This window comes from Thermomonas sp. XSG (assembly GCF_014678725.1).
In the GTDB taxonomy this organism is placed as follows: Bacteria; Pseudomonadota; Gammaproteobacteria; order Xanthomonadales; family Xanthomonadaceae; genus Thermomonas.
On sequence record NZ_CP061497.1, the window covers coordinates 1,598,443 to 1,611,767 of the forward strand.

Sequence of the window (13,325 nt, forward strand, 5' to 3'; positions counted from 1 at the left end):
GCCTCAGCCGGCGCGGGCCAGCAGCGCCGGCAGCGCGTCCAGGTCGACGTTGCCGCCGGACAGCACGATGCCGACCCTGCGCCGCGCGAACTGCGCCGGATGCGCCAGCACGGCGGCCAGCGCGATCGCCGACGAGGGTTCCACCAGCTGCTTGGTGCGCGTCCACAGCAGCCGCATCGCGGCGATGGTGCGCGCGTCGTCCACCGTCAGCACCTGCGCACCGGCTGTGCGCAGCAGGTCGAAGTTGATTGCGCCCAGAGTGCCGCGCAGGCCGTCGCAGACGGTATCGGGCACGAAATCGATGTCGAGCGTGCCGCGGGCGAACGAACGCGCGCCGTCGGCCGCGCCCTCGGGTTCGGCCAGGAACAGTTCGCAGGATGGCGCCAGCGCGCGCATCGCCAGCGCCGTGCCGGCCGCCAGCCCGCCACCGCCCAGCGGCACCACCAGCGCATCCAGGTCGGGCTGCGCGGTCAGCAGTTCCAGCGCGGCGGTGCCCTGGCCGGCGATCACCCGCGGATCGGTGTAGGGGTGCACGATGGTGCCGCCGGTATCGGCCTGCACCTGCGCGCAGGTCGCCTCGCGCGCGGCGATCGTGGGCGCGCAGCGATGCAGGATCGCGCCGTAGTGTTCGATCGCCGCCAGCTTGGCCTGCACCGCGCCGTCGGGCACCACCACGTGGCAGGGGATGCCGCGCAGCTTCGCCGCCAGCGCCAGCGCCGCGCCGTGGTTGCCGGAGGAGTGCGTGACCACGCCGCGTGCGGCCTGTGCCGGGTCCAGCGAGAACACCGCGTTGCAAGCGCCGCGGAACTTGAACGCCCCCACGCGCTGCAGCTGTTCGGCCTTGAAATGCAGGCTCGCGCCCGCCTCCGCGTCGAGCGCATGCGAGGTCAGTACCGGGGTGGCGTGGGCGTGCGGGGCGATGCGCGCGGCGGCATCGAAGATGTCGTCGATGGTGGGCAGTGGCAGGTCGGGGCTGGTCATCGGCGCATGCTAGCGCATGCCATTCAGGCGGCCGATTGCGCACCATAAGCACCCGCTTTGTGCGCCCCGTCACAGCCTGAACCGGAGATTGTCAAAAGATTGACCCGTGGCGTCACATCGCGCCTGTTCGCGCTAATCTAGCGCCGCCGGTGCCTTGCGGGATTCTCCGGATCCCCCCTGTTCCGCGTCTCGCGGGCACCGGCGCTTTCCTTTCCGGCCTGCCTTGCCGCCTCCGGTCCACCGGAGCGATACGCAAGTCGATGGGGCCGGAAACAAAGTGGGGGCCGGCTGTCCCCCGACAACCGGCCCCCGTAGCGTCCCCGACCTGCGCGTAATCGGCCCCTGTTCAGTCCGATCATCGCCAGCTGGCGTGCCAGGGCGGGTGCTGATCTTTCCAAAGCATGAACCGTGCCAACCCTGCCCGGCCGCACCCTGCGCGGCGCGCGATAATGCCCGCATGAGCGCCAGCTTCTACAACTTCGATGTCATCGTCATCGGCGGCGGCCATGCCGGCACCGAAGCCGCGCTGGCGTCCGCCCGCGCCGGTGCGCGCACGCTGCTGCTGACCCACAGCATCGAGACGGTGGGGGCGATGAGCTGCAACCCGGCCATCGGCGGCATCGGCAAGGGCCATCTGGTCAAGGAGATCGATGCCCTCGGCGGGATCATGGCGAAGGCCGCCGACGCCGCGGGCATCCAGTGGCGCACGCTCAACGCGTCGAAAGGCCCGGCGGTGCGCGCCACCCGCTGCCAGGCCGACCGGTCGCTGTACCGCAGCTTCATCCGCAAGGCGGTGGAGACGCAGGACAGGCTCACCGTGTTCCAGGCCGCGGTCGATGACCTGGTCATCGAGCAGGACGCGGTGCGCGGCGCGATCACCAACACCGGCCTGCGTTTCAACGCACCGGCGGTGGTGCTGACCGCAGGCACCTTCCTTGCCGGCAAGATCCATATCGGCGAAACCCAGTACGCCGCTGGGCGCATGGGCGATCCGCCGTCCATCGCGCTGGCGCACAAGCTGCGCGAAGGCCGCTTCGTGGTGGACCGGCTCAAGACCGGCACGCCGCCGCGCATCGATGGGCGCACGCTGGACTATTCGGTGATGACCGAACAGCCCGGCGACGACCCGCGCCCGGTGATGTCGTTCATGGGCCGCCACGAGGACCAGCCGGCGCAGGTCAGCTGCTGGATCACCGACACCTGCGAGCGCACCCACCAGATCATCCGCGATGCGCTCCACCGCAGCCCGCTGTATTCCGGCCAGATCGAAGGCATCGGCCCGCGCTACTGCCCGAGCATCGAGGACAAGGTGGTGCGCTTCGCCGAAAAGGCCAGCCACCAGATCTTCGTTGAGCCGGAAGGGCTCACCGTCAGCGAGATCTATCCGAACGGGATCAGCACCTCGCTGCCGTTCGACGTGCAGCTGGACCTGGTACGCAGCATCCGCGGCTTCGAGCAGGCGCACATCACCCGCCCCGGCTATGCGATCGAATACGACTTCTTCGACCCGCGCGGGCTGAAGGCGTCGCTGGAAACCAAGGCGGTGGCCGGGCTGTTCTTCGCCGGCCAGATCAACGGCACCACCGGCTACGAGGAGGCCGCCGCGCAGGGCCTGCTGGCCGGCGTCAACGCGGCGCGTTGCGTGCGCGGGCAGGAGGCGTGGAGCCTGCGCCGCGACCAGGCGTATCTCGGCGTGCTGGTCGACGACCTGATCACCCACGGCACGTCCGAGCCCTACCGCATGTTCACCAGCCGCGCCGAGTACCGGCTGCAGCTGCGCGAGGACAACGCGGACGCGCGGCTGACGCCGGTGGGCCGCGAGCTCGGGCTGGTGGACGACGCGCGCTGGGAACGCTTCAGCCGCAAGCGCGACGCGGTGGCGGCCGAGACCGCCCGCCTGGCCGCACTGTGGGCGGCGCCGAGCAACGCGCTGGGCGCGGCGCTGTCGCGCCACCTCGGCATCGAGGTCAGCCGCGAGAACAGCGCGCTGGATCTGCTGCGCCGGCCGGAACTCGATTATGCCGCGCTGATGCGGGTGCCCGAACTGGGGCCGGCGGTGGACGATGCGAAGGTGGCGGAACAGGTCGAGATCGAAACCAAGTACGCCGGTTATCTGGACCGCCAGCGCGAGGAGATCGCACGCCAGCGCCGCCACGAGGCCACCGCGATCCCCGAGGCGTTCGACTACGCCGGCGTGCGCGGGCTGTCTGCCGAGGTGCTGCAGAAACTCGAGCGCGTGCGCCCGCAGACCGTGGGCCAGGCGCAGCGCATTCCCGGCGTGACCCCGGCGGCGATCTCGCTGCTGCTGGTGCATCTGGAGCGGGCGCGGCGCGAACGCGCGGCCTAGGAGGGCGGGCGACCCGCGGCCGCTCCGGACAGGTGGGCGTATCCTGCGCCCATGAATACACGCACTGCGCTTGCCTTCGCCCTCGCCTGCTCGCTGCCGCTGATCGCGGCCTGCAAACGCGACGCCAACCAGCCCAAGCCCGCCAACGGCGACTACGCGGTCCAGACCTGGGTGCTGCCGGCCGAAGCCGGTTCGATGGCCCCCGACCTGGTGCTGGCGCCGGGTGAGCGCGTGCTGCTGAGCTGGATCAACCGCCGCGAAGGCCGCCGCACCGCGCTGCAGTTCGCCTCTTACACCGAGCAGTCCGGCTGGCAGAGCCAGCCGCGCACGATTGCCGTGGGCAATTCGCTGATCGCCAACGCCGCCGACACCCCGCATCTGCTGGCGACGCCGGATGGCGCGCTGTGGGCGCAGTGGCTGCAGCGTCAGCCGGACGATGCAGGCGGCTACGATCTGGTGCTGGCGCGTTCGCGCGACGGCGGCATGGCCTGGACCCAGATCACCCGCGTCAACGACGACGCGCAGCCGGTCGAACATGGTTTCGCCGCGCTGTGGGCGGATGGCGCGGACGCGGCGGGCATCGCCTGGCTGGACGGCCGTGCGCAGGATGGCGCGGCACCCGCGGCCGGGGGCCATGCCGGACATGCCGGGCATGCCGGCGCGACGCAACTGCGCGCCAACCGCTTCGACATGAGCCTGAACCGCGGTGCCGATGCGCAGCTCGACGCGCGCAGCTGCGACTGCTGCCAGGTGGCCGTGGCGCAGACCGCCCGCGGACCACTGCTCGCCTACCGCGATCGCGATGCGGACGAAGTGCGCGACATCGCCACCGTGCGTTTCGAGAACGGCGCCTGGAGCGCGCCCAAACCGGTCCACGCCGACGGCTGGAAGATCGACGCCTGCCCGGTCGCCGGCCCGGCGCTGGCGGCCTCCGGTGACACCGCGGTGGTGGCCTGGTACAGCGAGGCCGGCGGCACGCCGATGCTGCGGCTGGCCCGCAGCCCGAATTCCGGCGACCGCTTCTTCGATCCGGTCACGGTGGACACCGGCGCCGCCGTGCTCGGCCGCGCCGCGGTGGGCATCGACGCCGACCAGGTGTGGGTGGTGTGGCTGCGCGAGGACGCGCAGGGACAGGCGCTGATGCTGGCGCGCTACCCGCTCGACCTGTCGAAGCCGCTGCAGAAGACCCAGATCGCGAAGCTGGGCGCGCGCGGCCTGGCCAGCGGCTATCCGAAGTTGGCGGTGGATGCAGGCGGCGCTTGGCTGGTGTGGACCGACGTGGCCGCTGGCGGCGTCGCCCAGCTCAGGGGCGCGCGGATCGCGCGCTGATTGATTCCGTTCGGGCCGGAAACCGCAACCCGCGGGTGCGGCAGGAGCGCGTGCTGCGGCTGCCTACTTCTCCGTCCGCCAGTTCACCGAGGCGCGGTTCTCGATGGTGGACGATTCGATCTGGATGTCGAAGCCCTTGCGCAGCAGGTACTTCAGCGTGACGACCTGGCCGGTGCCGAGCAGCGACACGCCGTAGCTGACGTAGAGTTTCGGCGACAGGTATTTGCCGATGCCGAGTACCTCCGCGCCGAGCGCGCGCGAGGTGCTGACGCCGGCATCGTCCAGGCCGATGCGCGCGCCCAGCTGCGCGGTCAGCAGGCCCACGCCGGCATTGAGCGCCGACTTGGCGACATCGAGCTGCTGCATTTCGCGGCTGCTCAGGCTGGGCAGGGGGCGGCCGAGGGTCAGGTAGGCCAGCGCTTCGGACTGGCTCATCGCCGGGTTCGACCAGACGCTGGCCACCGGCGCGGAGGCGCGGCCGTTGACCTGCACGCCGGCGGTGACTGCGCCGATCTCGCGCTGCGCGCGGATGTCCAGCAGCGGGTCGCCGGCGCGGGTGTTCGACCACAGCAGGCGCCCGCGGGTGATGCGCAGGTCCTGGCCATAGGCGCGGTAGCGGCCACCGACGTCGAGCGCGCCGGTGGCGCGCAGCTCGCCGCCGGGCGGCTGGCGCACGCGCAGGCTGCCGGCCAGCGTGCCCGCCAATCCGTAGCCGTCCAGGCGCACCTGCTCGCCCACGGTGACCAGCACGTCCAGGTCGAGCGGGAGCGGGACGGCGGCGGCGCGCTGCGGATCGACCGGGTCCAGCACCACCACGTCGGGCGAGGGCGAGACGCCCATGTCGAGCCGCTCCAGGTGCAGGTCGGCTTCCGGCACCGCCACCGTGCCGCGCACCTGCAGCGGCGCGCCGGCGCGATAACTGACCGCGATGTCGGGCGAGGCCAGGATGCGCGCCTGGCGGGTGTCGGCCAGCAGCACGTCGCTGCCGCGCAGGTTGAGCTGCAGAGGGGTGGCGTCATCCCGCCAGCCCAGGCTGCCGTCGATGCCCAGCACGCCCTTGCCGGTGCCAAGCCGGCCGGCGATCAGCGCGCTGCCGTCCTCCAGTGCCTGCAGGCGGATCTCGCCGTCCTGCAGCGCGATGCCCAGCGCCGGCAGCTCGGCGGCGAATTCGCGCAACTGGCCGTGGCCGCCGAGCAGCGGGCGCGCGCGCGTGCCCGCCAGGCGCACGTCCAGGTCCAGCGTGCCGGTGGGCTGGACGATGTCGGGCGAGAACAGCTCCAGCCAGCCGAGTTCGCGCAGGTTGGCCTTGAGCGTCCCCGCCAGCGGTGCGTAGGCATCCCAGCCGGTGGCGACATGGGCGTCGACGCGGCCGCCTTTCGCCAGCGCGGTGGCAAGGGTGGCGTCGATGCGCTGCGGGTCGAAGCGTGCATCAAGCTTCAGCTCGCGATAGCCAAGCAGGTCGCGGCGCGCGCGCGGGCCGTTGCGCACCCCGCCGCTGGCCGAGCTGAGGCTGGCCGTAGCGCTCCAGGCACCGCCCTGCGGGCGCAGCTGCGCGACCAGGTCGAGCTTGCCGTCGAAGGCCCAGGGGCGACCGTCCTCGCGCTTGGGCAACCAGTCGGAGGCCAGCGCCAGCGGCAAGCCATTGCCGCGCAGGTCCACGCCGCGGCGCGGCCAGTCGGCGCTGGCGCACAGCGCGCCGCCGAGCGCGGACTGCAAGCAGGTAGAGGACAGTGCGCCGCTGCGGCCATCCCAGGACCAGCTGGCCGGCTGCTGCAGCGTCCACTTCGCCGCCGCAGCGGGGGTGAGCACGGCGCTCGCCAGCCCGCCCTGCCAACGCGTGCCCTGCTTCGCTGCGCTGCCGGCCAGCGCCAGTGCGACGGTGTCGTTGCCGGCGTCCACGTCGAAGCGCAGCCGTTCCACCGCACCGCGCAGCGAGGCGCGCAGGCGGGTCAGCGGGATGCCGGCCTGCACGCCATCGGCATTGACCAGCAGCGCACCGTCGCCCTGCCGCCACGGCAGCCTGCCCTTGGCCTGGAGGCGTGTGGCGCGGTAGTCGCCGAAGGCCAGCGCACTGCCAGCCAGATCTACCGCCACGTCCGGCGCATTGCGTGCGCCGCGCAGCGTCAGGCTGCCGCGCAGCACGCCCTTGCCGTCGGGCAGCAGGTCGTCGAGGTGCAGCGGCGCGAACTTCGCGTCCACGTCAAGGGTGGAGGCCATGCGGCCCTTGGCGTCGATGCGGCTGTCGCCCAGCGCGAGCGCGATGTCACCGGCATAGGCATTCCCGTCGATGTCCAGATTGCCGTGCCCGGACAGCGCGCGCCTGCGCAGCGTGCCGCCCAGCGCGCGCGCCTCGACCTGCGCCAGCAGGCCCTTGCCGTCGCGCAGCATGCCGTTGCTGCGCAGTGCGCCGTCGATCGCGCCCGGCCAGTCCGGCGCGAAGTAGCCGGGGTCGAAGCCGGCCAGCCGGGCCTGCGCCTGCCATTGCAGCGCAGGCGTCCACGTCAGCGTGCCGCTGGCGTCCAGACGGCCCTGCGGCATCGCCGCGTGCAGGGTGTCGAAGCGCATGCCGTCGCGATCGCCGCTGCCGGCCACATCGACGGTGGCGTGATCATCGCCGCGGGCCAGCCGCGCCTGTCCCTGCACCGCCCACCGCTCCAGTTTGCCGGCGACGCCAAGGTCGGCATCGGCCAGCACCGCGGTGTTGCCGGCGGCGTCCTGCCAGCGCAGCCCGCGCGCGTTCAGCGCCAGCTTCAGCGAGGTGTTGTCCGGATCGCGCAGGTCGGCCACGCCGTTGGCAACGATGCGCCCACCCAGCGTCGCTACCGTCAGCGGTTGCAACTGCAGGCGCTGGTCCTGCAGCTGCAGCGTCGAAGGCAGCACCGACAGGCTGAAATCGCCGCGCTGAAGCGCGCCCTGCAGCCGTGCGTTGCCGCCGGTGCCGCTGGCCGCCAGCTTGAAGCGCAGCGGCGTCCCGGCTTCACCGCTGCCGGCCAGCAGCGCGATATCCAGCGCCTCGCTGTTCGCATCCAGCTGCCAGCGCGGTGCGTCCGCGCTGCCCTGCAGGGTCAGGGTGGCACGCAGCGGCGCCGGTGCGCGTCCGGCCAGCGCGACCACCATCCGCGACAGGTCGCCACGCGCCACCAGCCCCAGCCGCGGCGCGGTCTGCCCGGCCGGCGCCGGCAGCACCGCGGTGGCGAGCAGGTCGCTGCGATAGTTGTCGCCGGGCGCGTAGTCGCCATGCAGGGTGAAGCGGCCGCGGTCGCTGGCCACCGCCAGCCGTTCCACGTGCAGGCGAGCGCTGCGCGCATCCAGCCCGCCGCGCGCACGCTGGATGGCGATGAGCCGCTGGCCTTCCTGCAGCACGCGCAGGCCGTCGATGCGGATGGTGTCGGCGCGCAGGTCCAGCGGTGGCTCGATGGCCGGCAGCACGTCCGGCCAGGTCGGCAGCTTGAAGGGAGTGTCGCTGCGCGGCAGGTCGAGGGTGGCGCCGGCCACGTCCAGGGCGTCCAGGCGCAGGGTGCGGCCCAGCAGCGGGCGGATCGCCGGGTCGAGCACGAGGGTGCGCGCGTTGAACACGATCGTGCCCATCGCGCAGCTGGCCTGCGGCGTCGGGACGCAGTCGGGATCGCGCTGGCGCGGCAGCGAGAAATGCACGCCGCGCAGGGTCATTGGTCCGGAGACCGGGCCCTCCGCCTGTTCCCAGGTCAGCACGGCGTCGGCCGGCAGGCGCGAGACGATCTGCCGCAGCAGGAAGTCGCGCCCGCCGATGGTGGTGACCAGCCAGTAGATGGTCGCCACTGCCAGCAGTGCCACCGCGCCGATGCCGATGCCGCTGCGGATCGCGATCCTGCGCCGGCGTTTGTGGCGCAGCACCCGCAGCTCGGCGATGCGTGCCTCGCGCTGCTCGCGGCTGGCGTCGGCCGGCAGCGGTTCGAGCCCGTAGCGGCGATAGCGGCGGTAGCGTTCGCGCCAGTTCACGGCCGTCCTTTCACGCGCGCCTTCATAGATCGGCGCCGATGTTGAGGTGCAGGGTGATCGGCGAATCGGGCGCGTTGAGCCCGCGCGCGATGTCGACGCGCACCGGCCCCACCGGCGAGCGCCAGCGCAGGCCGATGCCGACGCCGGTATGCAGATCGGCATCGCGGCCTTCGAACGCGCTGCCGGTATCCACGAACACTGCCATGCCCCACGGGCCACGGATGAAGCGTTCGTACTCCAGGCTGGCGGTGACCACGTTGGGCGCGCCGGTGAAATAGGTGCCGCCGTTGGTGCGGATGCTGGGCCCGATCTCGTGCCAGCCGTAGCCGCGCACGCTGCGGTCGCCGCCGGCGTAGTAGCGCAGGCTGGGCGGCAGTTCCAGCAGGTCGGCGGTGAAGGTGTGGCCCAGCTCGCCGCGCGCCAGCAGCCGGCTGCTGGCATCGAGCCCGTGGAACCACTGCACGCTGGCGTGCAGCTGGGTGAAGGTGGCCCTGCCGTCGGCGCCGCCCTTGCCGCCGCGCAGGGTCAGGGTGGCACCGCCGCCGCGGCGCGGCGCCATGCGTTCGTCCACGTCGATGTATTCCGCGCGCAGCGACGGGTAGACGAAGCTGGCGTACTGGAAGTCGGGCGTCGGCCGGGTCACGCTGGCGTAGGCCCAGCGCTCGCGCAGCACGTGCAGCGAAGCGACCAGGTTGAGGTGGTCGTTGTATTGGCCGCTGCGGCTGCCCACCAGCTCCAGCCGGCGGCTGTTGACGTAGTCGGTCTGCTCGTCGGCGGCCTGCAGGCTGGCGGTGTACCAGCCGTCCAGCCAGGCGAAGGCGGGGATGCGGTATTGCAGCGTCGCGGTCTTGCGCTTCTCCGCCCAGTCCACCTGCGCCAGCGCTTTGTGCCCGCGCGCATTGAGGTAGCGCCGCTCCACCCCGGCGCTGATTCCGGCGCCGCTGAGCGTGCCGTAGCTGGCGCCGAAGCTGTAGATGCTGCGCTTGGCGGGGGTCAGCTGCACCTCCACCGGCACCTGCAGATCGCCGGCCTGCCCCGGTGCGGCCTGCACGTCGACCAGTGCGAAATAGTCCAGCGCCACCAGCGATTTACGCAGGCGCTCGAGTTCGGCCTGGTCATAGGGCTGGCCCGGCGACCACGGCACCAGCTTGGCCAGCAGGTGCTGGTCGATGACGGCGTCCGGCGTCTGGGTGAAGCGCGCCTCGCCCAGCGCGTGGCGGGCGCCGCTGTTCCAGCGCAGGTCGATGTCGGCGGCCTGCTGCGCCCGCGTCACCTCGACCCGGTGGCTGGCGAGGCCGGCATCGAAATAACCATGCTCCGCCAGCGCCACCGCGATGCGCGCCTTGCCGGCTTCGTACAGGCGATGGTCGAACACCGCGCCGGCCTGCGGCTGGAACGCCGCCAGCGCTTCGCCGACGCGGCGGTCGTCGCTACCCGGCCCGGCCACGCCGAGTTCGAGCCCGCGCACCCGCACCGGCTGGCCGGGGGCGATGCGCAGGATCACCACGATCTCCCCGCCGGTGCCGCGCCCGCGCGCGGCTTCGGGGTTGTCGTTGCCGGCATCCTCGTTGGCGTCGTCGTCGCCCACCACCGCCACCGGCTCGCTGCGGTCGCTGCGATGCACGCTGATGGTGGGCGCGTAGTAGCCGAACGGCTCCAGCGCGCCGCGCGCCTCGTCCGCGGCGATCCGCAGCAGGTGATTGAGGCGGCGTGCACGCAGGTCGTCGCCCACCTCGTCCTGCAGCGACAGCGCCGACAGCACGTTCGCGCGCATCGCCTCGTCGGCCAGGCCCTGGATCTCGATCCGGGCCACCGTGGCGGCCGAAGCCGGCAGCGCCAGCGCACACAGGGCGAAGGCAAGCGGAAGGCGCAGGGTCGGAGGCATCGGCGCAGGATACCGATGCAACGTCAAAGTGTGATTAACGGATGCACCGCCGCGTTGCCGCGGCCGCCTACTGCAGCCAGGCCTTGATCCTGCGCTTGAACCAGCCGTCGTTGGCGCCGCCCTGGCCCGGGCGCTTGTAGGTGTCCAGGTAGTGGCGCACATGCCTGGCATAGGACTTGTCGTCGCCGCGGATGTGGTTGAACAGCCAGCGCGCCAGCATGCCCTTCAGTTCGCCGGTGATGTCCTCGCCCGCGTCGAAGCGCATGCGGTACTCGCTGACCCGGCGCACGAACATCTCGTGCACGCGCTTGTGTGCCGGCCCGAAGGTGTAGCCGGACTCCTCCATCAGCTCTTCTTCGAATGCGAAGTGCGAGAGGGTGTAGTCGACCAGTTCCTCCAGCACCGCCGCCTGGTCGTCGCGGGTGGTCGCCTCGGCGAGCTGGTTGATCAGCGCAACGATGCGGTGGTGTTGCTGGTCGATGACATCGATGCCGGTGTCGAGTTCGGCTTGCCACACAAGCAGGGCCATGGGGTGCTCCGGAAAAATTTTCCGGGCACCTTAGTGGCGCGCGCCCCGCAGCGTATTGACCGCGATCAAAGCGGTTCTCAGGCGGACAGGTGCTCGATCGCCGCCACGCTGCCGAGGCGGTCCGCCAACCGTTTGAGCAGGGCCAGGCGGTTGGCGCGCACGGCTGGATCCTCGGCGTTGACCATCACCGCATCGAAGAACGCGTCCACCGGCGCGCGCAGTGCCGCCAGCCGGGTCAGCACGCTGACGTAATCGCCCTGTGCCAGCGCCGGCCCGGTCTCGGCATAGGCGGCTTCCACCGCCTCGGCCAGCGCCAGCTCGGCGGGTTCGCGCAGCAGCGCCGCATCCTCCATCGCCGGGATGTCGATGTCGGCCTTCTTCAGGATGTTGCCGATGCGCTTGTTGGCAGCGGCCAGCGCGGCGGCTTCCGGCAGCTGCGCGAAGGTGCCGATGGCGTCGAGGCGGCGGTCGAAGTCGTACAGGGAGGCCGGGTTCAGTTCGGCGACGGCGTTGAAGTGCGCGGCCGGAACGCCGCGGTCGGCGTAGTAGCCGCGCAGGCGGTCGAGGATGAAGTCGTACAGTTCCTGCCGATGCGTGTACGCCTTCGCAATGCTCTTTTCGTCTGCCGAGTTTCCATCTAGGCCAGCGAAGGCCCTGTCGGGAATCGCTCCCAATGCATCGCCGAGAAGATGCTGCACGTTCAAATCCAAGCCGCTCTCGATGATCGTCCTCGCCAGCCCCAGCGCATTGCGGCGCAAGGCGAACGGGTCCTTGTTGCCGGTCGGCTTCAGGCCCGCGGAAAAACCGCCGGCCAGCGTGTCCAGGCGCTCGGCGATGGCCAGCACCTTGCCCAGCATTGATGCCGCGATGTCGTCGGCAGCGAAGCGCGGGCGGTAGGCTTCATCGATGGCCAGCGCCACCGCGTCAGTTTCGCCCGCGCGCTGCGCGTAGTAGCGGCCGGCGATGCCCTGCAGTTCGGGAAACTCGTTGACCATGCGGCTCTGCAGGTCGTTCTTCGCCAGCTCTGCCGCACGCCGTGCCTGCACCGGGTCGGCGCCGACCTGCGTGGCGATGGCCTCGGCCAGCGCCGCCACCCGCGCCACCTTGTCGGCCACGCTGCCCAGCTTGGCCTGGTAGGTGACGGTCTTCAGGCCCTCGCCCATCGACGCGAGGCCCTGTTTCAGGTCCTCGTCGAAGAAGAACTTGGCGTCGCTGAAGCGCGGGCGGATCACTCGCTCGTAGCCCTTGCGGATTTCGGACGCGTTCTTCGACTCGATGTTGGCGATGCCGATGAACTTCTCGGTGAGCTTGCCGCTGGCATCCAGCACCGGGAAGAACTTCTGGTTGGCCTCCATGGTTTCCACCAGCGCTTCCTGCGGCACCGCCAGGAACTCGCGGTCGAACGCGCAGGCCACCGCTACCGGCCATTCGTTGAGGCAGTTCACCTGCTCCAGGTTGCCTTCGTCGATGCGCGCGCTGCCGCCGGCTGCCTGCGCCGCGCGCTCGACCTCGTCGACGATGCGCGCGCGGCGCGCGTCGGCATCGACCAGCACCTTGGCATCCAGCAGCGCGGCCACGTAGTCCTGCGGCTGCGCGATGGCGATGGCCTGCGGCGCGTGGAAGCGGTGGCCGCGGGTCTGGCGGCCGGCGCGAATGCCCAGCGCCTCGACATCGGCGACCTCGTTGCCCAGCAGCGCCACCAGCCAGTGCAGCGGGCGGGCGAAACCGTAGGCATGCGCGCCCCAGCGCATCGGCTTGGGAATGGGCATGCCGGCCAGCGCCTCGTCCAACACGCCCTGCAGCAGGTCCAGGGTGCGCGCGCCGGGCTTGGTGGCGCGGTGCACGAAGCGCTCGCCCTTGGCATCGCTGGTTTTTTCCAGCGCCGTCCATTCGACGCCGGCCTTGGCGGCGAAGCCTTCCAGCGCCTTGGTCGGCGCGCCGTTGGCGTCCAGCGCGATGTTCAGGTACGGGCCCAGCACCTCGGAGGTCTGCTCCGGCTGCTCCACCGCCACGCCGGGCAGCAGCACTGCCAGCCGGCGCGGCGAATACAGCGGCTTGGCGCCGTCGCGCTCGACCGCCACGCCGCGCTTGTCCAGCGCGGCCAGCACGCCGTCGAAGAACGCCTGCGCCAGCCCGGGCAGCGCCTTGACCGGCAGCTCTTCGGTGCCGAGTTCGATCAGGAGGGGTTGCTTGATGCTCATGCGGGTCGCGCCTTCTGCGTTTTGCCAGTCATGCCCGCGAAAGCGGGCAGCCAGCGTCTTGTGCGTCTTGTTTGC

7 protein-coding genes are annotated in these 13,325 nt (G+C 71.5%); 2 read left to right on the forward strand and 5 right to left on the reverse strand.

The genetic code is table 11. The annotated features are described in order from the left end of the window. Positions 1–3: 3 nt before the first annotated feature. Positions 4–981, reverse strand: a complete 978-nt coding sequence (locus ICG51_RS07480; protein WP_190279783.1) for a pyridoxal-phosphate dependent enzyme — start codon at positions 979–981, stop codon at positions 4–6. Positions 982–1,438: 457 nt separating this feature from the next. On the opposite strand from ICG51_RS07480, the gene mnmG reads away from it, so the two are divergent. Both mnmG and ICG51_RS07490 read left to right on the forward strand, forming a co-directional pair. Next, positions 1,439–3,328, forward strand: coding sequence for a tRNA uridine-5-carboxymethylaminomethyl(34) synthesis enzyme MnmG (mnmG, locus tag ICG51_RS07485; protein ID WP_190279784.1), 1,890 nt, complete (start codon positions 1,439–1,441; stop codon positions 3,326–3,328). Positions 3,329–3,379: 51 nt separating this feature from the next. Next, positions 3,380–4,657 carry a sialidase family protein gene (locus ICG51_RS07490; RefSeq protein WP_190279785.1) on the forward strand — a complete coding sequence of 426 codons (1,278 nt, stop codon included), beginning with the start codon at positions 3,380–3,382 and terminating at the stop codon, positions 4,655–4,657. A 63-nt stretch (positions 4,658–4,720) separates the two neighbouring features. Here ICG51_RS07490 and ICG51_RS07495 read toward each other — a convergent pair whose 3' ends face one another. The 4 genes from ICG51_RS07495 to glyS all read right to left on the reverse strand — a co-directional run bounded on the left by ICG51_RS07495 (position 4,721) and on the right by glyS (position 13,250). Beyond that, complete coding sequence (locus tag ICG51_RS07495) at positions 4,721–8,635, reverse strand: translocation/assembly module TamB domain-containing protein (RefSeq protein WP_223809393.1); 3,915 nt, start codon at positions 8,633–8,635, stop codon at positions 4,721–4,723. Between the two features lie 22 nt (positions 8,636–8,657). Beyond that, positions 8,658–10,520, reverse strand: a complete 1,863-nt coding sequence (locus ICG51_RS07500) for an autotransporter assembly complex family protein (protein ID WP_190279786.1) — start codon at positions 10,518–10,520, stop codon at positions 8,658–8,660. Between the two features lie 67 nt (positions 10,521–10,587). Then, complete coding sequence (locus ICG51_RS07505) at positions 10,588–11,049, reverse strand: bacteriohemerythrin (protein ID WP_190279787.1); 462 nt, start codon at positions 11,047–11,049, stop codon at positions 10,588–10,590. 77 nt (positions 11,050–11,126) lie between these two features. Continuing rightward, the gene (gene glyS / locus ICG51_RS07510; RefSeq protein ID WP_190279788.1) at positions 11,127–13,250 is read right to left on the reverse strand and encodes a glycine--tRNA ligase subunit beta; all 2,124 of its coding nucleotides are present in this window, start codon (positions 13,248–13,250) and stop codon (positions 11,127–11,129) included. Positions 13,251–13,325: the final 75 nt, after the last annotated feature.